Below are 24,393 nucleotides of genomic sequence, written 5' to 3'. Positions count from 1 at the left end.
CGCGATACCGATCCGTCCAGCGCACGCACCTGTTCCGGGTGCGTGCGCGTTTTCCAAGTACAGGCTGTAAACAGCATCCGCAGGAGTAGCCGAGATGGCTGAATTGACGAGCGCGCAGATCGAAACCCTGGTACGTGCCGTTCAGGTGGTGACGGACTTCCTGACCGGCCATGCGCCCGCCGAGGTCGCCTCGCTGGAGCAGGCCCTGCAGGCCATGCACGACATGCTCCTGGCCGCCGGCATCCCGCTGCAGATGGCTGCGGCCCTGCGCCAGGCCATGGCGGCCCAGGCCAACGCCGCCGTTGCCGGCAACGGCGCGGTGGACGCCAGCGCCTGGGTCAAGGGCTGGCTCGCGGAGGCTCAGTTCCCGGCCCAGCCGGACGCACCGGCCGAGCGCCACGACGGCGTCCAGGCCCTGGAGGCGACCCCGCTGCCCGGCCAGGCCGACGCTGCGCCGATCCCCGGCCCGTCGCCCTTCGACAGCACCTACCGCCCCGAGATCACCGGCCTGTTCGGCCAGGACATCGGCCTCGACCAGCAGGCCGTGACCTTCCGCCCCGAGCAGGCTGCGCTCACCGGTGACGCCACCGGCAGCGGCATGCTGCCGCCCGGCGTACCGCCGGAACTGGCCATGCTCAACCTCGACGGTATGGGCCCGGGCCTGCTCGGTGGCGTCAGCTCCGGCATCGGCACCGGTGCGGCCGGCCAGGGCACCTCCGGCGTCGCCGGCGGCGGCCTTGGCGTGTTCCCCAACCTGGGCGGCGACACCGGCATCGGCAGCAGCCTGTCCGCGGGCACCAACAGCGAGCTGCCGGCGGGCTTCGAGCCGCCGGCCGCACCGACCCTGAGCGGTGATACCAGCGAACCGGTCTCGGTGCTCAGCGTCGCCGGCGCCCCCGAGGTGCTGGAGAGCGACGACGGCGAGACCCTGGTGCTGGTATTCACCGTCAGCCGCAGCGGCGGCACCGGCGCCAGCCAGGTGCAGTGGAACCTCGATGGCCTGGACCCGGCCCTGTTCGGCGGCACCCTGCCCGGCGGCCTGCTGGCCTTCGCCGAAGGGCAGATGAGCCAGGAGATCCGCATCGAAGTGCCCGGCGACTACTTCGCCCAGGGCGACCGCACCGCCACCGTGACCCTCAGCGGCGCCAGCGCCGGCAGCCAGCTCGGCCAGCCCAGCGCCAGCACCCAGATCCTCGACAACGAAGCCACCGTCAGCGTCGTCGCCACCCGCCTGCAGGTGCTCGAAGGCGATGAGGGCGACCAGCAACTGCTGACCTTCGTCGTCACCCGTGACAACGGCCGCGCCGCCGCTACCGTCGATTGGAGCGCCAGCGGTCTGGACGCCGCCGACATCGGCGGCCCGCTGCCCTCCGGCACCCTGACCTTCGGCGTCGGCGAGGTGAGCAAGACCATTACCATCCCGCTGCTGGGCGACCGCGTGGTCGAGCCCAGCGAAGTGCTCACGGTGACCTTGGGCAACCCCAGCCCCCACCTCATCATCGGCACCGCCAGCGCCAGCACCACCGTGGTCAACGACGACGGCCTGGTGTCCATCCGCGCCAACCAGGCGCAGGTCACCGAGGGCGACAGCGGCACCACCACCACGGTCAGCTTCACCGTCACCCGTACCGACGCCCAGAGCAGCGGCTCGGTGCGCTGGTCGGTCAGCGGCGTCGACGCCGACGACCTGGTCGAAGGCATCGACGGCGGCACCCTGGAGTTCGCCGCCGGCGAGACCAGCCGCGAGATCGTCCTCACCGTGCGCGGCGACCGCGATGTGGAGGACGACGAAACCCTCACCGTCAGCCTGCAGAGCGACCAGAGCAACCTGCGGGTTTCCGGCGGCAGCGCCAGCACCCAGCTCGTCAACGACGACACCGGCGTCAGCCTGCGCGGCGTGACCATGGATGTGGTCGAAGGCGGCCAGGGCCAGCAGACCGCGATCACCTTCCTGGTGACCCGCTCCGAGCTGCTGGGCCAGGACCTCACCATCGACTGGCGCTTCGTGCGGGTCGGCGCCCACGCTGCCGACGCCAACGACTTCATCGCCGGGCAGAACCAGCTCGGTATGGCCGATGGCATGCCCAGCGGCAGCGTCACCTTCGCCGCCAACGAGACCCAGAAGCTGGTCACCGTCTGGGTCAAGGGCGACAACCTGGCGGAAACCGACGAGACCTTCGGCATCGTGCTGCACAACCCGCCGGCCGGCGTGCAGGTCATCAACGGCGAAGCCTACGGCACCATCCGCACCGACGAATCCACCTACAGCATCGAGGCGCTGACCGCGTCCACCACCGAGGGCAACGGCACCGGTGGCGTGCAGGCCTTCGTCATCACCCGCACCGGCAACACCAGCGGCGCCGGGCAGATCGGCTACCAGATCGCCGGCTACGGCGAGCTGCCGGCCGACGTCAACGACTTCGCCGCCGACCAGCCCATGAGCGGCGTGGTGCAGTTCGCCGCCGGCGAGAGCAGCAAGGTCATCTACGTGCGCCTCAACGGCGACAGCCTGATCGAGGGCACCGAGAGCTACACCGTGGCCCTGCAGGCCCAGGACGCTAACAGCCAGATCGACGTCGGCGCGGCCCTGGCCAGCATCGACCCGGACGACCAGGCGGTGTCCATCACCGCGCGCACCGCCAACGTCCGCGAGGGCACCAGCGCTGCGCCGGTGCTGGAATTCGTGGTCACCCGCAGCGGCGAGCTGTCGCTGCCGGGCACCGTGCAGTGGCAGGTGCAGGGCTACGGCAACAACCCGGTGGACGCCGCTGACTTCGGCGGCACCCTGCCGTCCGGCACCATCGAGTTCGCCGCCGGCCAGAGCAGTGCGGTGATCCGCTTCAGCCCCAGCCCGGACAGCCAGTACGAGCCCACCGAGGGCCTGCAGGTGGTGATCGCCACCAGCACCCCGGGCATGACCGTGATCCAGGACCGTGCCACCGGCAGCCTGATCAACGACGACGCGCGCCTGACCCTCGACGGCAGCGGCCTGACCGCCGCCGAAGGCAACAGCGACACCCCGCGCCAGCTCAACTTCACCGTGCAGCGCCAGGGCGACCTGACCCAGAGCGTCAGCGTCGACTGGCGCGTGGTGTTCGGCAACGACGCCGACTCCGCCAGCCTCGCCGACTTCCTCTCCGGCACCGCCTTCAGCGGCACCCTGGAGTTCGGCCGCGGCGTGCAGAGCCTGGTGGTGACCCTGCCGCTGTCCCCGGACAATGTGCTGGAGGCCAACGAAACCTTCCAGGTGGTGCTGAGCAACCCCAGTGCCGGCGCCGAAATTTCCGTCGGCCAGGCCACCGGGGTGATCCGCAACGACGACGTGGTGTTCAACCTGTTGTCCCAGGCCGACAGCTTCGAGGGCAGCGGCGGCACCCGTGAGCTGCGCTACGTGGTCGAGCGCAGCGGCGACCTCGCCGGCAGCGACACCATCACCTGGAGCCTCGCGCCCGGCGCCATCAACGGCGTGGACGGCAGCGACTTCGTCGGCGGCGTGCTGCCCAGCGGCACCCTGGTCTTCGCTGCGGGCGTCGATCGCCTGGAGATCGTCCTGCACATCGCCACCGACTCCCAGCTCGAAGGCGACGAGAGCTTCGTCCTCAGCCTCGGCACGCCGAACCCCGGCGCCACCGTGGGCAACGGCAGCATCAACGGCCAGCTGCTCAACGACGACCAGCAGTTCGCCATCCAGGCCCAGGGCAGCAGCGTCAACGAAGGCGGCGATGGCCAGGTGGCCGAGCTGAGCTTCCTGGTCAACCGCAGCGGCTACCTGGGCGGCACCGGCAGCGTGGCCTGGCGCGTGGTGGGCGAGAGCGGCAACCCGGTGGACGCTGCCGACTTCGTCGGGGGCGTGCTGCCCGGCGGCATCCTCAACTTCGCCAACGGCGACACCAGCAAGACCATCACCCTGCAGGTGGCCGGCGACTACCACCTGGAGGCCAGCGAAGGCCTGCGCGTGGAGCTCTACGACCCGGCGACCGGTTCCAGCCTGGGCACCGCCTCGGCATCGGCCACCGTCACCAACGACGACACCGGCCTGGCCATCGCCACCACCCGCAGCGGTTTGGTGGAAGGCGACAACGGCAGCGTCATCCATGAATTCACCGTGACCCGCTCCGGCGTCACCAGCGGCACCACCACCGTGGACTGGAGCCTCTCCGGCCAGGTGGACGCAGCCGATTTCGCCGGTGGCGTGCTGCCGGCCGGCACCCTGACCTTCGCTCCGGGCGAGACCAGCAAGGTGATCCAGGTCGCCGTGCGTGGCGACCGTGACGTCGAGGGCGACGAGGCCTTCACCGTCACCCTGGGCAATGCCAGCGGCCACGCCGAGATCCTCACCGGCCAGGCCCAGGGCAGCATCGTTTCCGACGACGTCGGCATCCGCATCCAGGCGCAGCAGGCCGAGGTGGCCGAAGGCGCCACGGGCGAGACCCAGGTGCTGCGCTTCACCGTCACCCGCAGCGGTGACCTGTCCGGCCCGGTCAGCGTGACCTGGACCGCCAGCGGCCTGCAGGCCGACGACTTCGCCGCCGGCACCGCCCTCAACGGCCTGGTGCAGTTCGCCGCCGGCGAGACCTCCAAGGTGATCGAACTGACCCTGGCCGGCGACGCCGTGCTGGAAAGTGACGAGACCCTCACCCTGACCCTGGGCAACCCGGCGGAGAACCCCGCCCACGACCAGACCCAGCTGCTCACCGGCAGCGCCAGCACCCTGGTGCGCAACGATGACGTCGGCCTGTCCCTCGTCGCCGACCAGGCCAGCGCCGCCGAAGGCGATGCCGGCCAGGAACGCAGCTTCACCTTCACCGTGACCCGCGCCGGCGACCTGCGCGCCACCAGCGTCGACTGGAAGGTGGCGGTGGGGCAGGGCGTCGACGCCGCCAGCCTCGCCGACTTCATCAGCGGCCAGGACGCCCTGGGCGCGAACGGCGGCCTGCCGTCCGGCACCCTGCAGTTCGCCGAGGGCCAGACCAGCGCCCAGGTCACCGTGCGCGTGTCCGGCGACGGCCACATCGAACTGGACGAGACCTTCGGCGTCAGCCTGGAGGCCCGCGACGGCAACACCGAACTGACCGTCGGCAGCGCCGACAGCCGCATCGACAACGACGACCTGGGCTTCTCCATCAGCCCGCTCGCCGCCGACAAGGCCGAAGGTCACAGCGGCACCACCGCCTTCACCTTCACCGTGACCCGCGCCGGCGACCTGGGCTCGGCCGCGCTGGTGGACTGGTCCCTGGCCGGCATCGCCAACGCCGCCGACTTCGACGCCAGCACCGGCACCCTGAGCTTCGCCGCCGGCGAGGCCAGCAAGACCCTGACCCTCCTGGTCAAGGGCGACCTGGTGGTGGAGGCCGACGAGACCTTCAGCGTCAACCTGGGCAACGCCCGCCTGGGCGACGGCACCCCGCAGAGCGTGGTGGACGGCAGCGCCGAAGGCGTGATCCGCAACGACGACCAGGGCTTCGCCGTGGTCGCCGAGCGCGCCACCGTCAGCGAAGGCACCGGCGGCAGCCAGACGGTGATCTACCGCATCGTGCGCAGCGGCGAGCTGTCCGGCAGCGCCACGGTCGACTACGCCGTCAGCGGCGCCAATGGCGGCGATGCCAGCGACACCCTGGGCGGGCTGCCCAGCGGCACCCTGACCTTCGCCCCGGGCCAGTCCGAGCTCACCGTCAGCTTCGAGCTGGCCGGCGACAGCCGCGTGGAGGGCAGCGAGGCCTTCACCCTGACCCTGAGCAACCCCAGCGCGGGCCTGGTGACCGGCGCCACCGCCACCACCACCGTGCAGGACGACGACACCAACTTCAGCATCAGCGCCCCGGCGGAACAGGCCGAGGGCACCCAGGGTGCCTTCACCGACATCACCTTCACCGTCACCCGCAGCGGCCTGAGCACGGCCGCCGGCACCGTGCAGTGGCGCCTGAAGAGCGCCACCGGCCTGGACACCAGCGACTTCGCCAGTGGCCAGGACGGCAACGGCAACAACGGCGGCCTGCCCAGCGGCACGGTGAGCTTCACCGCCAACGGCAGCGACACCCAGACCATCACCATCCGCGTGCGCGGCGACAACCTGGTGGAGGCCGACGAGCTGCTCCAGGTGGAACTGTTCAACCCGCAGGGCGGCACCGTCGAAGCGGGGCAGGGCAGCGCCAGCACGCGCATCCTCAACGACGACGCCAGCTTCGCCATCGTCGCCGACGCCGCGAGCCTGGCCGAAGGCAACAGCGGCGAGCGCCTGGTGAGCTTCACCGTGACCCGCAGCGGCTCGCTCGCCGGCAGCCGCGACCTGACCTGGACCCTGAGCGGCGGCCTCGACGCCGCCGACCTCGGTGCCGGCCAGGGCAGCACCGGCACCGTCAGCTTCATCGATGGCCAGGCCACCGCCACCGTGGTCATTCGCGTCAAGGGCGACTCGGTGTACGAGGGCGACGAAGCGGTCACCGTGACCCTGTCCAACCCGCCGGCCAACAGCGTGATCGGCACCGCCAGCGCCACCACCACCCTGACCAACGACGACGCCACCCTGAGCATCAGCGCGCTGTCGGCGGACAAGGGTGAGGGCAACAGCGGCTACGTGGACTTCACCTTCAGCGTCAGCCGGGGCGGCTACCTGAGCCAGGCCAGCAGCGTGCAATGGCGTGTCGACCCGAGCGTGGCCAATGCCGTGGACGGTGCCGACTTCTATGGCAGCCAGCCGGGCGGCGTGCTGCTCGATGGCGACGGCATCCCCTACGGCACCCTGAACTTCGCTGCGGGGGAGAACAGCAAGACCATCACCGTGCGCATTGCTGCCGACAGCAAGCTGGAGGCCAACGAGGTGCTCAAGCTGGTGCTGGAGAACGCCTCCGCCGGCACCGAGATCACCACCGGCAGCGCCACCGGCACCGTGCGCAACGATGACGCGGAGCTGAACATCACCGCAGGCACCACCAGCCGCAGCGAGGGCGACGGCGCCCACGGCACCGGTGCGCCCTTGACCTACACCGTGACCCGCACCGGTAACCTGGACCAGGCCAGCACGGTGAACTGGAGCGTCCAGCACCTGGACACCAACGCCGCCGACTTCACCAACGGCTCGGCCTACCTGACGCCCTCCGGCACCCTGAGCTTCGCCGCCGGTGAGAGCAGCAAGACCATCACCGTCTACGCCTACGGCGACAACGGCGTGGGCAGCGTCGAGGGCAACGAGCGCTTCAACCTGGTGCTCAGCGGCGCCAGCAGCGGCACCTCCATCGGCGCCAATGGCAGCTACCAGAGCACCATCACCAACGACGACACCCGGGTCACCGTCGAGTGGGCCCAGGCCCGCCAGGCCGAGAAGGTCGCCGGCGAGAACACCACCTACACCATCACCCTGACCCGCAGCGGCGACTTGGCCAAGACCTCCACGGTCAACTGGAGCACCACCGGCCAGGACATCTGGGAATACGGCAGTAGCCGTTGGGAATACGCGGCCGATGGCGTCGACTTCAACGGCGGCACCCTGCCGTCGGGCACCGTCACCTTCGCCAGCGGCGAGACCAGCAAGACCATCACCCTCACTGTGCGCGGCGACGACACGGTGGAGGACGACCAGTGGTTCAAGGTGCTGTTTACCAACAGCGGCGGCATCGATGAACTGGTAGCGCCGCAGACCGGCACCCAGAACATCTACACCAGCGACAACACGCTGCAGGCCAACACCAGCGCCAACGGCGTGTACCTGTTCGGCGAGATCCAGCGCGACGAGGCGGAGTTCTATATCCAGGACACCCCGACCACCGGGCGCACCCGCGCCGAGGGTGACACCGTGGCCGACGGCGGCAGCGCGGCCGATGGCTACATCGAGCACACCTTCGCCGTGTACCGCACCGTTTCCACCGCCGGCACCGCCTGGGTGGACTGGGCGGTGCAGACCAACGTCAGCGGCTACACCTCCACCGGCGCCGCCGACTTCTGGAACGACACCGTGCCCTCCGGCCGCGTGGAGTTCGTCGATGGCCAGTCGGTGGCCTACGTCACCATCCGCACCAAGGTGGACGATGCCGGCGAGCAGGACGAGGCCTTCCGCCTCTACCTGACCCAGGCCAGCCCGGGCAGCAGCATCCAGGGCGGCTCCACCGCCAACCCCGGCTACGTCAACAACCACGTGGTGCTGCAGAACGACGACACCCGCTTCGACGCCAGCGTGGCGCATGTCAACGAAGGTCAGGACCTCGTCTACACCATCACCCGCAGCGGCGACCAGCGCGGCACGGATTCGGTGGACTGGTCCATCCAGCTGGGCGGCTCCGAGAGCACCAACGAGACCAACAACACCCGCAGCACCTGGTACAAGCTCGACCCCGCCGACCTGGACATGGACTGGATCCTGGCCAACAACCCGGGCCTGTCGTGGAACGCCGGCACACGCACCCTGAGCGGCAGCTTCACCTACACCGACGGCGAGCTGACCAAGACCATCAGCCTGCGCACGATCAACGACGGCCTCGCCGAGACCTGGCGCGAGGAAGCCACCCTGGTGCTGGGCAACCCGCAGAACCTGGATGGCGACATCGAGACGCCCTCCATCGGCTCCAGCGCCACGGGCCGCGTCTACGACGACGAGCCGGCCGCGCTGCTGGGCGTCAGCGCCGGCAGCACCCAGGTGTTCGAGGGCAGCGCCGCCAGTACCAGCGTGACCTTCACCATCACTCGCACCGTGCAGCCCGGCGGCAGCATCGACTACGCCAGCTCCGTGGCCTGGCAGATCGTCGGCAACAACATCAACTGGGGCGGCGCCAACGGCGGCCAGGTGAGTGGCTACGGTGGCAACACCCTCTGGTCCACCTCGCCCTACTCAAACACCACCTACGGCGTGGTGAGCTTCGCCGCCGGCGAGACCAGCAAGCAGGTGACCGTGACCTTCGGTGGCGACACCGTGATCGAGCCGGACACCGGCCTCACCCTGACCCTGCTGGACCCGCGGACCGCCTACGACAACGGGTTCATCAGCGGCAGCTACCGCGACGAATACGGCCCCACCAACATCGACCCGGCCCAGGCCAGCGCCAGCACCACGCTGCGCAACGACGACATCCGCCTGTGGATGGGCAGCTTCGGCAACACCACCCCGAGCGTCGCCGGCTACGAAGGCCAGCCGCTGAGCTTCACCCTGGTGCGCTCCGGCCGCCTGGATAACGACATCACGCTGAACTACACCCTGACCAACGGCAACACCACCAGCGCCGACTTCGTCAGCACCAGCGGCACCATCACCCTGGCCGGTGGCCAGAGCAGCTATGCCATCTCCCTGGCCAACCTGCTCAAGCTCGACGGCAGCATCGAGAGCACCGAGGGCTTCACCCTCAACCTCAGTGCGCCGGGCGACACCACCGGCTCCACCGTGCGCTTCGGCGTCGACTCCATCGCCGCCAGCACCGCCACCAGCATGAGCGTCGGCGGCACTCTTTACGATGCCGACACCGCCTACAGCATCACCCCCACCGCCACCAGCCTGGCGGAAACCGGCGCCGGCCAGTCCGCGACCTTCTCGCTGAACGTGGTACGCAGCGGCTACAGCGGCTCCGGCACGGTGAAGTGGCGCGTGGAAGGCATCGGCGGCAACCCGGCGGATGCGGCCGACTTCACCGGCGGCGTGCTGCCCAGCGGCACCCTGGGCTTCGCCGATGGCGTCACCACCGGCACCATCACCTTCGCCGTGCGCGGCGACGGCACGGTGGAGGCCAACGAAACCTTCCGCGTGGTGTTCTACGAGGAGACCCTCAACGGCCCGGGCGTGACCCGCAGCCTGTCGCAGAACAGCGCGACCCTGACCATCACCAACGACGACACCGGCATCAGCATCGCCGACGCCTCGATCACCGAGAGCGACGCCAACCAGGTGCTGACCTTCACCGTCACCCGTTCCGGCGTGACCAGCGGCGCCTCGTCCATGAGCTGGTCGCTGCTGCACGACAGCACCAGCGCCGCCGATTTCAGCGGCGCCACCAGCGGCAGCCTGAGCTTCGCTGCCGGCGAAACCAGCAAGACCATCAGCGTGACCGTGGTCGGCGATGTCACGCCCGAGCAGGTGGAGCAGTTCCGCATCGTCCTGGGCAGTTTCAGCGGCGACATCAGCGACCCGATCCGCACCACCGCCACCGGCACCATCCGCAACGACGACGCGACCTTCGCCATCGCGCCGCTGCAGGGGGCCACCAGTGAGGGCCAGGCGCAGACCTTCGTCATCACCCGCAGCCACAGCACCGAGCAGAACCAGACCATCAACTGGCAGATCCTGCTCAACGGCAGCGCCGATGCGGCGGACCTCAATGGCCAGGCGATGTCCGGCTCGGTGACCTTCGCCCCGGGCGAGCTGACCAAGACCATCAGCATCCAGTCCAGCCAGGACGCCGTGGCCGAGGTCGACGAGACCTACAGCGTGCAGATCACCCTGGGCTCCGGCACCGCCGGCGACACCATCGCCCAGGGCACGGCCGAGGGCACCATCCTCAACGATGACGCGGCCTTCAACATCAGCGCCGACCAGGTCAGCCGTGGCGAAGGGCAGGGCGGCACCACCGCCTTCACCTTCACCGTGACCCGCACCGGCGATACCAGCGGCAGCGTCTCGGTGGCCTGGCGCCTGGGTTCCAGTGCGGCCAACGCGGCGGACTTCGCCAGTGCCGACCTGCTGGGCGACAACGCCGGCCTGCCCAGCGGCAGCCTGGTGTTCGCCGACGGCGAGTCGAGCAAGACCATCACCGTGCTGGTGAACGGCGACACCCTGGTGGAAGGCGACGAGGCCTTCAACGTGGTGCTGGGCAACGCCAGCGGCGCGCAGATCCAGACCGGCAGCGCCAGCAGCACCATCCTCAACGACGATGCCAGCATCAGCATCGCCGCCACTGACGCGAGCAAGGCCGAGGGCAACAGCGGCACCACCGCCTTCACCTTCACCATCACCCGCACCGGCTCGCTGGACCAGGCCAAGACCGTCGACTGGGCGGTGGTGGGCAGTGGCGCGCACCCGGCTGATGGCAGCGACTTCGCCCTGGGCGTGCTGCCTTCCGGCTCGCTGGTGCTGCCGGCCGGCCAGGCCAGCGTCACCCTCACCGTCAACGTGCGCGGCGACCTGCTGGCCGAGAGCGACGAGGGCTTCAGCCTGGTGCTGAGCAACCCGTCCAGCGGCCTGGTGATCGGCCAGGCCAGCGCCGATGGCCTGATCCGCGCCGACGACGTGGTGATCGACGTCGCCGCCCCCGCCGCCCAGGCGGAAGGCGACGACGGCCAGACCACCTGGTTCGACTTCGTGCTCACCCGCAGCGGCAAGCTCAGCGGCACCGAGACCATCAACTGGAGCGTCGCCGGCATCGGCGCCAACCCGGCGTCGGCGGATGACTTCCTCGCCACCAGCGGCAGCGTCACCTTCGCCGCCGGCCAGGAGCAGCTGACCATCCGCGTACCGGTGCGTGGCGACTACAGCGGCGAGGCCAACGAGGACTTCCGCCTCAGCCTGAACAGCGCCGACGGCGTGGTCTTCACCCAGGCCACGGCGGACGCCACCATCGTCAACGACGATGTTTCGGTGACCATCGTCGCCACCGACGCGCGCCACGTGGAAGGCCACGACGGCGTGCAGACCGTCTACACCTTCACCGTCAGCCGCAGCGGCAACCTCGACCGCGCCACCAGCCTCGACTGGAGCCTGCAGGGCCTGGCCGATGCCGCCGACTTCCTCGGCGGCGTGCTGCCCAGCGGCAGCCTCAGCTTCGCCTCGGGTGACGCGGCCAGCCAGACCATCAGCATCGTGGTCCTCGGCGACCGCACCCTGGAGGGCGACGAGTCCTTCCAGGTGGTGCTGGGCAACGCCTCCGCCGGCACCGACATCAAGGTGGGCAGCGCCACCGGCACCATCGTCAGCGACGACGTGCAGTGGAACCTCGCCGTGGTCGCCACCCCGGTGGAAGGCGACAGCGGCGCCACCGGCTACAGCTTCCTGGTCACCCGCAGCGGCAGCGGCCTGGCCACCAGCCTGGCCTGGAGCGTTGCCGGCAGCGGCGCCAACCCGGCCTCGGCGGACGACTTCGTCGGCGGCCAACTGCCCTTCGGCGAGCTGACCTTCGCCGAGGGCCAGATGAGCCAGACCGTGATCGTCTGGGTCGCCGGCGACAGCCGCCTGGAAGCGGACGAGGGCTTCACCCTCAGCCTGCAGGCGCCCAGCGACAGCCTCAGCCACACCTTCGCCAACCAGCAGGTGGACGCGGTGATCCGCAACGATGACGACGTGTTCGCCATCGCCCCGCGCGCCGCCGAGGCCAGCGAGGGCACCGCGCTGACCTTCACCGTGACCCGTACCGGCAGCACCGACGGTACGTCCACCGTGAGCTGGCGCATCGTCCACGGCGGCACCGACGCCAGCGACTTCAGCGTCACCAGCGGCACCCTGACCTTCGCCGACGGCCAGAGCGAGATGGTGCTGAGCATTCCGGTGCGCAGCGACCGCGACGTGGAGCTGGACGAAGGCTTCAGCGTCGAGCTGTACCAGCCGGGTGCCGGCAGCAGCATCGACCCGGCCGCCTCCAGTGCCGCCGGCACCATCCGCAACGACGACGTCGACCTGACCCTGGCCAGCGTCACCGCCCAGGCCTACGAAGGCGACGCCGGCACCCCGGGCCGCTTGCACTTCACCGTGACCCGCAGCGGCGATTCCAGCGGCGAGACCCGCGTCGACTGGGCCGTGCAGGCCGGCAGCGCCAGCGCCGCCGACTTCCCGGGCGGCGTGCTGCCCAGCGGCCAGCTGGTGTTCGCCGCCGGCGAGACCCACAAGGACATCTACATCGATGTGCTGGGCGACGGCCTGGACGAGGGCGACGAGCAGTTCACCCTGCAGCTGTCCAACCCCAGCGCCAACGCCGATATCGTCGGCAACGGCCAGGTGGGCACCATTCGCAACGACGACGACAGCCTCGCCCTGAGCGCGGTGACCCGCGAAGCGGTGGAAGGCGATGACGGCCTGACCCTGTTCACCTTCCGCATCGACCGCAGCGGCAGCTCGGTGGGCGCCGCCAGCGTCGACTGGCGCGCCGCCGGGGTGGGCACCCACGCCCTCAGCGACGCCGAGTTCGCCGCCCTCAGCGGCACCGTGCACTTCGCCGACGGCGAGACCAGCAAGACCTTCACCGTGGCCGTGCGCGGCGACGAGCTGGGCGAGGAAGACGAAAGCTTCCAGGTGTGGCTGGAGAACCCGAGCTTCGGTTCCACCATCACCACCGGCCCGGTGGAATCGGTGGTGCTCAACGACGACCCGGTGCTGTGGATCGCCGCCGACGCCGCCCAGGTGGTGGAAGGCAGCGACGGCCAGCAGACCGCGGTGACCTTCACCGTGACCCGTGGCGGCGACCTCTCCGGCCCGGCCAGCGTGCTCTGGGACCTGGTGCCCAGCGGCGCCAACCCGGTCAACGCCGAGGACTTCGGCGGCATCTTCCTCAGCGGCGTGGTGGCCTTCGGCGCCGGCGAAACCACCAAGACCATCACCGTCTACGTGGATGCCGACACCCTGGGCGAGCGCGACGAGACATTCTCCGTGGTGCTCAGCGACGCCGAGGGGGCGACCATCCTCACGGGCGAGGCCAGCGTCACCATCGTCAACGACGACCGGGGCCTGAGCATCGCGGTGCTCGGTAGCGATCGCCAGGACGAGGGCAACCAGGGCCAGGTGACCGAGTTCGTCTACCGCGTCGAGCGGGTGGGCGACAGCAACGGCAGCGTCAGCGTGGATTGGGCGCTGCAGGGCGCGGGCACCTACCCGGCCAACGCCGGCAGCTTCGTCGGTGGCGTGCTGCCGTCGGGTTCGCTGGTGTTCGCCGACGGCGAGACCTACAAGGACATCGTCATCCGCGTGCAGGGCGACGACGTGCTCGGCCCGGACCAGGGCTTCGAGGTGGTGCTCAGCGACCCGCAGGGCATCGACCTGATCAACGACCGCGCCAGCGGCACCATCGTCAACGACGACAACCAGTTCGCCATCCGCGTGGTGGACAGCGTGCTGGCCGAGGGCAACGGCGGGGCCACCACCCTCTTCCGCTTCACCGTGACCCGCAGCGGCGACACCAGCTCGGCGGCCAGCATCGACTGGTCGGTGGCCGGCAGCGGCTCGGCACCGGCGGATGCGGCCGACTTCGTCGGTGGCGTGCTGCCGGGCGGCGTGCTGCAGTTCGCCGCCGGCGAGACCAGCAAGGTGCTGGAAGTGGCGGTGTACGGCGATGACCTGGGCGAGTCCGACGAGCAGTTCACCGTGCAGCTCTCCAGCAGCGGCGGTGGCAGCAGCGTCAACCCGCTGCAGGGCAGCGCCCGCGCCACCATCCAGGGCGACGACGTGGCCCTGACCGTGCTGGCCATGGACAACAGCCGCCTGGAAGGCGGCCCCGGCACCACCACGCCGCTGACCTACCGCATCCTGCGGGCGGGTCCGGACAACGCGGCGCTGACCCTCACCTACAGCATCGCCGGGGCGGTGGACGCCAACGACTTCAACGTGCCGCTGACCGGCACCATCACCCTGGCCGCCGGTGTGTCGGAGATGGTGTTCAGCCTGCCGATCCGTGGCGATTCCCTGCGCGAGGGCGATGAGTCCTTCACCCTGACCTTCAGCCACCCGGCCATCGCCGGCGGTTCCACCAGCCTCGGCGGGACCATCCGTGACGACGACCTGGGCCTGGGCATCAGCGGCCCGGACAGCGTGCTGGAGGGCGATGCGGGCGCCACCCTGGTGACCTACCAGGTGACCCGCAACCCGTCCGCCAGCGCCGAGACCTTCTACTGGAGCCTGCAACCGGGCGCCGGCCAGGGCGTGGATGCCGATGACTTCGGCGGCGCCTGGCCTTCCGGCAGCGTGACCTTCGCCGCCGGCAGCACCACCGCGAGCTTCAGCTTCTCGGTGAACGGCGACCGCGCGGTGGAGGCCGATGAGCTGATGTCCATCGTCCTGCGCTCGGCGGCCAACAGCCCCTATGTGCTGATCAGCAAGGACGTGACCCTGCGCAACGACGATGTCGCCGGCGCCGGCGACGACCTGCTCACCGGCACCTCGGGTGCTGACAACCTGGCTGGCCTGGGCGGCAACGACCGCCTGTTCGGCGGGGCGGGCAGCGACGTGCTCGATGGCGGCGACGGCGACGACCTGCTGGTGGGTGGCAGCGGTGCGGACGTGCTGCGCGGTGGCGCCGGTGCGGACCGCTTCCACTACAGCTCGCCGGGCGACGGCATGGACGCGATCCTCGACTTCCAGGCCGGCGTCGATCACCTGACCTTCGACCCGACGGCCTTCGGTGGGCTGAGCAACCTGACCTCGGTGTCCCAGGCCTTCACCGGCGATGTGATGGACACCCTGGCCAAGCTCGCGGCCCAGGGCGATGCCGACGTGTACCGGGTGAGCTTCGCCTCGGGGCAGTTCCAGTTCGGCACCGGCAGCAACGGCCAGCTCGACGAGCTGGAGGCGATGATCAGCGGCAGCGGCCAGCACAGTGGCTCGGCCTTCTTCCTGATCTCCAACGGCGACGTCTCCCGGCTGTACTACGACGCCGACACCGCCAGCGGCACGGACGGCAGCGGACTTGTCGCCCTGGCCGAGCTGGCCAACCAACCCGATGCGCACAACCTGCCACAGGACGTGATTCAACCTCACACGGTGTGACCCGATCCCCTCCGCGCTGCAACGCGGAGGGGATTTCCGCTTTTACCGAGTAGTACCGAGATGAACGAGTTTCTCCGCCGCATCGCCCTGCAGCCCAGGCTCCGCCTGGAATTGCTGCTGTCTTCGCTGTTGATCAACCTGCTCGGCCTGGCCAGCTCGCTGTACAGCATCCACGTGCTCAACCGCTACCTGGCCCTGGGGGTGGACGCGACCCTGCTGACCCTGACCCTGGGCGCACTGCTGGCGGTGGGCTTCGAGGTGCTGCTGCGCAACGCCCGCCTGCGGGTGGCGCAGTGGCTGTGCGCCCGTGCCGACATCGAGCTGGGCGAGACCCTGTTCGAGAGCAGCGCCCGTGGCCAGTACGCGCTGGTGGAGCAACTGCCCCACAGCGCCCGGCGCGAGATTCTTTCCGGGCAGAGCACGGTGCAACAGTGCTTCGGCGCGCCGAACCTGGTGACCCTGCTGGACACGCCCTTCGCCTTCGTCTTCGTGGTGGTGTTGGGCATGCTCAGCCCCTTCCTCGCCGGCATGACATTGCTGGTGATGGCCGGCGTGGCGCTGGTCTCGTTGCTGGCCCAGCGCCGCCTGCGCGAGCCGATGGAAGCGCAGAGCCGCATCGCCATCCAGATGGCCGGCTACCAGCACAACCTCACTGCCGGCGGCGAGATGGTCCGCGCCTTCTCGGCGGCCGATGCGCTCAAGGAAAAATGGCGCGCCTGCGCCGACGACCAGGCCGAGCAGCGCGCGCAGCTCAACCGCCTGCAGAACACCATGCAGAACGCCAGTTACGCCGGGACGCTGATCCTCGGCATGGTGATCATGGGCCTGGGCGCCCGCCAGGTGCTGGCGGGCAACCTCGATGTGGGTTCGCTGATCGGGTGCAACATCCTCGCCAGCCGCGCCCTGGCGGCGCTGACCCGGGCCCTGGGCCTGGGCGAGCAGATCGGCCGTGGCCAGCGCGCCCTGGACCTGGTGCGCCAGCTCTGCGCCATTCCCCGCGAGCGCGCCGAGGGCGTGCGCCTGGGGCAGATGCAGGGTGCCCTGCGCTTCGAGGACATGGCGTTTTCCTATCCCAAGCAGGCGGTGCCGGTGCTGGAGCACTTCGACTACCAGCTGGAAGCCGGCAAGGTGCTGGCCTTCACCGGCGCCAACGGCAGCGGCAAGACCACCATGGCGCGGCTGCTGGTGGGCCTGCTGGAGCCCCTGCGCGGGCACCTGCTGGTGGACGGCATGGACCTGCGCCAGGCCGACCCGCAATGGTGGCGCCGGCAGGTGGCCTACCTGCCCCAGGAGCCGCAGTTCTTCGACGGCACCCTGCGCGAGAACCTCTGCGTGCTGGCGCCGGAAACCCCGGACGCGCGCGTGCTGGAGCTGTGCCGCGAGCTGGCCGTGGGCGCCTTCGTCGAAGGCGGCGCCGAGGGGCTGGGCCTGGCCCTGCGCAACGGCGGGGCGAACATTCCGCTGGGCATCCGCCGGCGCCTGGCGCTGGTGCGCGCGGTGCTGGGGGAGGGGCGCCTGGTGGTGCTGGACGACCCCACCGAGGGCGTCGACGCCGAGGGCTGCAAGGCCATCGCCGCGCTGCTCAGCCGCCTGGCCCGGGAGGGCCGCACCCTGGTGATGATGAGCAACGAGCCCTTCATCCTCGGGGCCGCCGACGCGGTGATCGACCTCAACGACAAGCCGGTGCCCCGCGTGCTGCGTGAACCCGCCCGCGAGCCCGCTCGCGCAGGAGCCAGCCATGTCTGAACAGAGCCTGCCCCTGGACGACCAGCCGACCCGCCTCGGCCGTGCTGCCGACCGCCTGCTGGGCGCCTTCGAGAACAATCCATTGCTGCGCCGCCTGGTGGGCGTCTTCCTGCCCGCCCAGGGCGATGCGCTACCCGGCGACGAGCTGCTGGGCAGCCGCCTGACCATCCGCCTGCTGGCACTGCTGCTGGGCGCGTTGCTGTTGTGGTCGGCGCTGTTCACCCTGGACATCGCCAGCCATTCCACCGGCGAGGTGGCCTCGATGGGGCAGACCAAGCTGGTGCAGCACCTGGAGGGCGGCATTGTCCGCCGCATCCTGGTGCGCGAGGGCCAGCGCGTGGCGGCCGGTGAGCCGCTGGCGGAGGTGGAGCGCGTCTCGACCCTTTCCGAAGGCCGCGAGACCGAGGCGCTGCTGAGTTCGCTGCGCATCCGCGCCATCCGCCTGGAAGCGCAGCTCGCCGGTGCCGACGCCATGCAGGTGCCGGAGGAGCTGGCCAGGGATTACCCCGAGCAGGTGAAGGTCAACCGCGACCTGTTCATCGCCCAGAAGAGCCGGCTGGGCAGCCGCTACGAGGAGCAGCAGCAGAAGATCCTCCAGCGTGATGCCGAGGAGAAGGAGCTCAAGGCGCGCAGTGCGCACCTCAACGCCAAGCTCAAGCTGCTGCGGCAACAGATCGCCATCAGCGAGAAGCTGATGAAGGAAGGCCTGGCCAACCGCTACGAGCACCTGGAGCTGCTCAAGGACGAGGAGCAGTTGCGCGGCACCCTGCAGGAAACCCAGGCCTCCCTCGGCCGCGTATTGGCCGCCCAGCGCCAGGAGCAGGCGGCGCTGACCTCGCTGGATTCCGGCGGCAACGAAGAGCTGCAGAAGGAACTGGCCGAAGCGCGCCGGCAGATCACCGAGCTGCAGGAGCGCCTGCGCAAGTTCTCCGACAGCCGCGAGCGGCAGGTGGTGCGTTCGCCCATCGAGGGCGTGGTGATGACCCTGCAGGTGGTCACCGAGGGCGGCGTGATCCAGCCCGGCGGCACCCTGATGACCCTGGTGCCGGCGGACGAGCCGCTGACGATCGAGACCCGCCTGCCGGTGGGTGACATCGGCATGGTCAACCTCGGCCAGCAGGCGCGTATCCAGCTGGTGTCCTCCATCGCCCGGGGCTTCCAGCCCATCGATGGCGAGGTGGTGGACATCAGCCCGGACTCGGTGCTCGACGAGCAGAAGGTGCCGTACTACCGCGTGCGCATCCGCCCGAACCAGGACGCCTTCGTCCACCGTGGCACCCGCTACCCGTTGCTGCCCGGCGTGCCGGTGAGCGTGGCGATCCTCACGGGCGAGCGCTCGCTGTTCAACTACATCGCCGGCCCGCTTACCGATGGTATGCACCGGTCGTTCAGCGAGCCGTGATGGGGCGGGGCGATCCCCTGGGGGGGTCGGTCTCCAGGCGCGGAGTGGTGGGCTGAAGCCCACCCTACGGCGGTTGCGTCATGGTCTGTAGATTGAATGCAGCCTGAGGCGTCCTGTGGCGATCAGGGCAGGCGGCGGTACATCACGTCGCTACGCAGCACGTACTTCACCCCGGCGGTGATGGGCGCGCCCTGGTGCATGATCGGGTGGGGGAAGACCAGCAGCATGCCGGCCTCGGGGCGGATGCTGTCTTCGCCACGGAACTGGGTCTCGCCGCCTTCGTAGTCGTCGTTGAGGTAGAGCAGGAAGGTCAGCTGGCTGATCTCGTCCTGGCTGCGGCGATAGAAACCGTCGCGGTGCCACTTGAAGTACTGCTCGGGCGTGTAGCGGTAGAAGCGGAAGCGTTCGTTGAGCCCCACTAGCTCCCATTCGTTGTCCAGGCAGGCCGGCAGCCAGGGACGCGCGCGCTCCAGCAGCTGGTTGGCCAGCGCCGGGTCGTCGAAGAGGATGCGGTCGTTGTTGCGGATGTTCTTGTGGATCTCGTGCGCGCCGTCACGCATCTGGATGGCCGCCTCCTCGTAGCCCATGGCTTCGCTCATGCGAATGTGGGCCTGGCATTCCTCACGGGTGAGAAAGCCTTGGATGAGAAAGCGGGCGATGCCGAAGTCGGTCTTTTCCATGTCCTGTCCTTGCCGGGGCCTGGCCCCTCGTCCTTTAACCACGCGGCCGCGAGCCGCCGGCGGATGCTAGGGCGCGGCAGCGTGGTTGTCGAGGCGCGGATGCGGGGGCTGTGACGGACGCTAGTGCGATGCGTTGTGCTCGACCTCGGTGAGCTGCCGGGTGCCGCTGGCCACATCGTAGATATGGAAGTTGTGCATCAGCCGGCCATAGAGATGCAGGCTGACGGCGCGTGGGCGTTCGGCGGGCACGCCGGTGATGTGGATGTGGTCGGGGTCGGGCACGAAGCTGGTGACGGCGCCGCTGGGCAGCAGGATGACGCCGCCGCGGGCGAGCTCGATGCCCTCGTCGCGGTTGCGTTCGCTGTTCATGCAGATGTAGCTGCGCTCCTCGAGCACGCCCTCGACGATGCCGACCACGCCCCAGCTGCCGTGGTCGTGCACGGGCGTCCATTGGCCGGGCATCCACACCAGGGCGTAGAGCGAGAGGTCGTCATTGGCCGAGCGGTGGATGAGATTGCGCGCGTAGTGCGTCGGGTCGCTGCGGTAATGCTCGGGCTCGAGGAAGCCGGGGGCGTTGTGGATCAGTTCGGCCATGCAGGGTGCGAGGGCGGCGACGCAGTCGCAGGGGGCGGGTTGCTGGTGACTCAGTTCGGTGGCGTGTTCGATGAACCAGTTCAATACGGACTTCGGCATGTGCGGCACCTTCCAGTGGTTGCGCTCAGCTCGTGGCTGAGGCCGATGCTGTCTCGCCGGTGGGCGAGGGCAGGGTCATGGCGATGCCGGGGTCGCCGGAATCGCCTCCGCACTGACTGTAGACGGTTTGCGCGCGGCTGCCGTGGAGCGCCGGGAAGGGCGGTCAGCGAGCGAAACGGCGTGCGCCGGCGACGCAGAGGATGACCGCCAGGGTGACGCCGAGCATGGCGGGGCTGACCTCTTCGTGCAGCAAGCCGGCCGCCAGCGCCAGGCCGAAGAAGGGCTGCAGGAGTTGCAGCTGGCCGACGGCGGCGATGCCACCCTGGGCGAGGCCGCGGTACCAGAAGACGAAGCCGATGAGCATGCTGAACAGCGAGACGTAGCCGAGGCTGAGCCAGGTGGGCAGGCTGATTGTGGTGAGGGAGGGCGGCAGGTACATCAGGGTGGCGATGGCCATGATCGGCAATGACAGGACCAGTGCCCAGCAGATCACCTGCCAGCCGCCCAGCGCTCTCGACAGCTTGGCGCCTTCGGCATAACCGAGCCCGCAGACGACGATGGCCAGGAGCATCAGCAGATCGCCCTGGGGCGACGCGGTGAGCCCCTGGGAGAGGGCGAAGCCGACCACCAGCAGGCTGCCCAGTATCGAAAAGGCCCAGAAGGCGGCAGCTGGACGCTCCCCGCCGCGCACCACGCCGAATAGGGCGGTGGCCAGGGGCAGGAGGCCGAGGAAGACGATGGAGTGGGCGGAGGTGACGTATTGCAGGGCCAGTGCGGTGAGCAGGGGGAAGCCGAGCACGACGCCCAGCGCGACGACGGCCAGGGGCAGCAACTGTTGGCGGGTTGGGCGCCGCTCGCCGGATGCCAGCAGCAGGCACAGGGCGAGGAGGCCGGCGATGCTGGCGCGGGCGACGGTGAGGAAGGTGGGGTCCAGTTCCTGCACGGCGAAGCGTGTGGCGGGCAGCGAGCCGCTGAAGATGAGCACGCCGATGAAGCCATTGATCCAGCCGCTGGCGGAGGGGGCGGCGAGCGTCGGGGTGTTGGGGAGGGCTGCTTTCATGGTGGCTCGCTGTCCGTGCTGGTTCTGGGGGAGTGGCCCGCTGCGGCGCTTGGCCGGCTTGCGTGGGGCGGATGCTATGACCAAGAATCAGCACAATCAAAATATTGTCATGGATACATCTGATGCCACGCTCCCGCTACAAGGCCCTGGTCGATGCGTTTGCCGCTGATATCCGCTCCGGGCGCTTGTCGCCGGGTACACGCCTGCCGACCCATCGCCAATTGGCGGCGGAGCAGGGGCTGGCGTTGGTCACCGCGTCCCGCGTCTATGCGGAACTGGAGGCGATGGGGCTGGTGAGCGGGGAGACAGGGCGTGGAACCTTCGTCAGGGAGGTGTCGCTGCCGCCCGGGCTGGGGGTGGATCAGCAGGACGTCGAGGCCGGGATGATCGACCTCAATTTCAACTACCCCTCGGTGCCGGGGCAGGCGGAGCTGTTGCGCACGGCACTGCGCCAGTTGGCGCTGAGTGGGGACCTGGAAGCGCTGCTGCGTTATCAACCCCATGGTGGGCGCCTGCACGAGCGCGCGGTGATGGCCCGTCACCTGGCTAACCGGGGGCTGGAGGTGGCTGCGCAGCAGGTGCTGATCGTCAACGGCGCCCAGCATGGGCTGGCAGTGGCGATGATGGCGCTGTTGCAGCCGGGCGATGTGGTGGCGGCGGATGCCCTGACCTACCCGGGCTTCAAGGTACTGGCGGAGGCGCTTCGGGTGGAGCTGGTGGCCATTCCCTGTGGCGCTACAGGGCCGGATCTCGCTGCCCTGGAAAGGCTTTGCCGGGAACGACCGGTGCGGGTGCTCTACACCATGCCGACGTTGCACAACCCGCTGGGCTGGGTGATGCCGATCGAGCAGCGGGAGCGCCTGGTGGCGATCGCGCGGCGCCATGAACTGCGCATCATCGAGGACGCGGCCTATGCCTTTCTCGTCGAGGGGGCGCCGCCTCCTGTTGCGGCATTGGCGCCGGAGCGGACGGTCTATGTATCCGGGTTCTCGAAAAGCGTGGCGACGGGATTACGGGTTGGCTTCGTGGCGGCGCCTGCATCCCTGGTGCCGGCACTGGAGCGCACCATCCGTGCGACCGCCTGGAACACAGCGGGGGTACTGACGGCGATTGCCTGTGGCTGGGTGGAGGACGGCACCGTGGCCCGGCTGGAAGCGCAGAAGCGCGAGGACGCCCGGGCCAGGCAGGCACTGGCCGGTGAGTTGCTGGCGGGGTTGCCGGTGGTGCGGCATTCCGATTCGTATTTCCTCTGGTTGCCGCTAGCGGAGGATGCCCGTGCCGATCAGGTGGCGATGGCGCTGATGCGCGAGCAGATATCGGTCTCGACCGCCGAACCTTTCGCCATATCCCTCCATGTGCCCCATGCGTTGCGGCTGGCATTGGGCTCGGTGGAAATACCGGTGCTGCAGGGAGCGTTGGCGCGGGTGAAGTCGGTGGTGGAGGCGCACCTATAAAGGAGGGCGTTTCAGAGGTCGACGGTTTCCACCCGTTCTACCCGGTCGCGCTGGCGCTTGGCGCGGTAAAGGGCCTTGTCCACCGCTTTGAGCAGGACTTCGAACTGCGGCGCGCTGCCAATGGTGACGTTGTCGGCCAGGCCGGCGCTGAAGCCGATGTGCAGGGGCAGGGCGGGGGAGACAGGGTCGCGCCTGAGGGTGTCGCGCAGGCGGGCCATGAAGTTCTGCGCCTGCTGGATATCGGTATGGGGGAAGAGCAGGAGGAATTCCTCGCCGCCCCAGCGTACGAAGATGTCGCTCTGGCGCTTGAGGCGGTTGACCGTGTCGGAGAAGGCCTGCAGGGCGGCGTCACCGGCGGCATGGCCGTACTGGTCGTTGATCGCCTTGAAGTGGTCGAGGTCGATCATGGCGACGGCCATGGGGCTGCGTTGTTCGGCGGCCTGGGCCCATTCCCGGTCGAGGATGGGGGCGGCGCCGCGGCGGTTGAGGGCGCCGGTCAGGGTGTCGGTGATGCTCAGTTGCTGCACGTGCTGACGCAGTTGCTCCTGGAGCATCAGCGCGTAGCTGAGGGTGAACAGGAACGAGACCATGAAGTCCATGAACAGCGCGTTGATGGAGGGCAGGTCGGGACGGTCGAAGGGCAACGGCGGGATCGGGTGCAGGGTCAGCACGATCAGCGTCCAGCCGTGGAAGAGGATCAGCGCGGACTGCCCGGCGAGCAGGCCCCAGGCACCGCGATAGCGCTTGCGCAACTGGAGGGTGATGTTCAGCTGCAGGGCGATGGTCAGGCTGATGGCCAGTGAGAACCACGGAATGATATAGCTGCCGTGCAGGGCGATCACGGCGACGACGCCGTAGAGCAGGGCGGGGCCGAAGCCGATCTTCAGGTGCCAGCCGCGACTGTCGCTGCGTTCCATCAGGTGATAGAGGGCGAGGGTGTGGCTGCCGATGGCCATCAACAACAGCGCGGTGCCAGCGACGAAGGCCACCGCTGGCGGGAACAGGCCGAGCCAGGACAGCGCGCCGGCGGCAATGCCCGGTTGCATCAGGGCGACGAGGCGGTAGGCGGCCAAAAGCAGGTCCCCGGCTATCCACCAGTGCAGCGATGAATTGCCCTTGCCCAGGCCGACGTAGGACAGGCAGAGGAGCAGCATCGTCATGAGGCCGAACGGCGTGATGATCAGGAGCAGGGTAACGGGGTCGTTCAGCAGCATCGGGGGTTGCGCTCGGCGCGTGGGATTGAGCCTGGATGACGCCATTATGGCAGGGCGGCTGTAGGAAGAGCGCTCGCGTGCTGATGCGGCTGCCTGTGGCGCGCTGGGGATGGCGGGGTGGAGGGCTCGCTGCCATCTCCATCCCCTCTATATATAGATAAGGCGTGGCTCAGCAGGTGCTCAGTTGCTGGCGCTCCTTGCAGATGCGCTCGTAGATCTCTTCGCGGTGGACGGCGACATTCCGCGGGGCTTCGATGCCCAGCTTGGTCTGCGAGCCCTGGGTGGCGATCACTCTGACGACGATGCCGTCCCCGATCTGGAAGTGTTCACCGACTTCGAATGTCAGCTCCTGCATGGAGGTTCCTCTTCTATATGGATGTGCCGGGTTGGCAAACGGTTCCGGGCTTTGAGTGGTTTGGCGGCCATCGGTTCAGTGAATCGAATGGCTGGCTTGCCAGGAAGCGGCGGCTGTCGCACTCCAGGGCGCTC

Annotated in this window: 9 protein-coding genes; 4 read left to right on the top strand and 5 right to left on the bottom strand. The window is 69.3% G+C overall.

What is annotated here, in order from left to right:
* The first annotated feature begins 94 nt into the window (after positions 1 to 94).
* Genes PI990_RS21050 through PI990_RS21040 form a run of 3 tightly spaced genes read left to right on the top strand, consistent with a single transcriptional unit; the run spans position 95 to position 18,803 of the window.
* A complete protein-coding gene (locus tag PI990_RS21050; protein WP_271658352.1) occupies positions 95 to 15,655 on the top strand; it encodes a Calx-beta domain-containing protein in 15,561 nt (5,186 codons plus the stop codon).
* A gap of 60 nt (positions 15,656 to 15,715) precedes the next feature.
* A complete protein-coding gene (locus tag PI990_RS21045; protein ID WP_271658351.1) occupies positions 15,716 to 17,401 on the top strand; it encodes an ATP-binding cassette domain-containing protein in 1,686 nt (561 codons plus the stop codon).
* Complete coding sequence (locus PI990_RS21040; RefSeq protein WP_271658350.1) at positions 17,394 to 18,803, top strand: HlyD family type I secretion periplasmic adaptor subunit; 1,410 nt, start codon at positions 17,394 to 17,396, stop codon at positions 18,801 to 18,803. Before PI990_RS21045 ends, PI990_RS21040 begins: the two co-directional genes overlap by 8 nt.
* A gap of 122 nt (positions 18,804 to 18,925) precedes the next feature.
* Here the strand turns inward: PI990_RS21040 and PI990_RS21035 are convergent, their stop codons facing one another.
* The 3 genes from PI990_RS21035 to PI990_RS21025 form a co-directional block, all read right to left on the bottom strand.
* Positions 18,926 to 19,483, bottom strand: a complete 558-nt coding sequence (locus PI990_RS21035) for a prolyl hydroxylase family protein (protein WP_271658349.1) — start codon at positions 19,481 to 19,483, stop codon at positions 18,926 to 18,928.
* 120 nt (positions 19,484 to 19,603) lie between these two features.
* On the bottom strand, positions 19,604 to 20,176 hold the full coding sequence (locus PI990_RS21030) for a cysteine dioxygenase family protein (protein ID WP_021219949.1): 573 nt from the start codon (positions 20,174 to 20,176) through the stop codon (positions 19,604 to 19,606).
* 163 nt (positions 20,177 to 20,339) lie between these two features.
* Entirely contained in the window at positions 20,340 to 21,236 is an 897-nt protein-coding gene (locus PI990_RS21025; protein ID WP_271658348.1) for a DMT family transporter, read from the bottom strand.
* Positions 21,237 to 21,358: 122 nt separating this feature from the next.
* Between PI990_RS21025 and PI990_RS21020 the strand changes: the two genes are divergently transcribed.
* Positions 21,359 to 22,690 (top strand): aminotransferase-like domain-containing protein, encoded by a 1,332-nt coding sequence (locus PI990_RS21020; protein ID WP_271658347.1) that lies wholly within the window; start codon positions 21,359 to 21,361, stop codon positions 22,688 to 22,690.
* 11 nt (positions 22,691 to 22,701) lie between these two features.
* On the opposite strand, the gene PI990_RS21015 is transcribed toward PI990_RS21020, so the two are convergent.
* Both PI990_RS21015 and PI990_RS21010 read right to left on the bottom strand, forming a co-directional pair.
* Positions 22,702 to 23,904: a GGDEF domain-containing protein gene (locus PI990_RS21015; RefSeq protein WP_271658346.1), complete on the bottom strand. Its 1,203-nt coding sequence runs from the start codon at positions 23,902 to 23,904 to the stop codon at positions 22,702 to 22,704.
* Positions 23,905 to 24,073: 169 nt separating this feature from the next.
* Entirely contained in the window at positions 24,074 to 24,259 is a 186-nt protein-coding gene (locus PI990_RS21010; RefSeq protein ID WP_021219945.1) for a carbon storage regulator, read from the bottom strand.
* Positions 24,260 to 24,393: the final 134 nt, after the last annotated feature.

The organism is Pseudomonas sp. TUM22785 (genome assembly GCF_028198105.1).
Classification (GTDB): domain Bacteria; phylum Pseudomonadota; class Gammaproteobacteria; order Pseudomonadales; family Pseudomonadaceae; genus Metapseudomonas; species Metapseudomonas solani.
This window is presented reverse-complemented; position numbering and strand designations above follow the sequence as displayed.

Excerpts from the sequence above, each read along its gene's own strand:
- PI990_RS21040 (WP_271658350.1), top strand. The coding sequence starts at position 17,394 with ATGTCTGAACAGAGCCTGCCCCTGGACGACCAGCCGACCCGCCTCGGC.
- PI990_RS21010 (WP_021219945.1), bottom strand. The coding sequence starts at position 24,259 with ATGCAGGAGCTGACATTCGAAGTCGGTGAACACTTCCAGATCGGGGAC.
- PI990_RS21035 (WP_271658349.1), bottom strand. The coding sequence starts at position 19,483 with ATGGAAAAGACCGACTTCGGCATCGCCCGCTTTCTCATCCAAGGCTTT.
- PI990_RS21045 (WP_271658351.1), top strand. The coding sequence starts at position 15,716 with ATGAACGAGTTTCTCCGCCGCATCGCCCTGCAGCCCAGGCTCCGCCTG.
- PI990_RS21025 (WP_271658348.1), bottom strand. The coding sequence starts at position 21,236 with ATGAAAGCAGCCCTCCCCAACACCCCGACGCTCGCCGCCCCCTCCGCC.
- PI990_RS21050 (WP_271658352.1), top strand. The coding sequence starts at position 95 with ATGGCTGAATTGACGAGCGCGCAGATCGAAACCCTGGTACGTGCCGTT.
- PI990_RS21015 (WP_271658346.1), bottom strand. The coding sequence starts at position 23,904 with ATGCTGCTGAACGACCCCGTTACCCTGCTCCTGATCATCACGCCGTTC.
- PI990_RS21020 (WP_271658347.1), top strand. The coding sequence starts at position 21,359 with ATGCCACGCTCCCGCTACAAGGCCCTGGTCGATGCGTTTGCCGCTGAT.
- PI990_RS21030 (WP_021219949.1), bottom strand. The coding sequence starts at position 20,176 with ATGCCGAAGTCCGTATTGAACTGGTTCATCGAACACGCCACCGAACTG.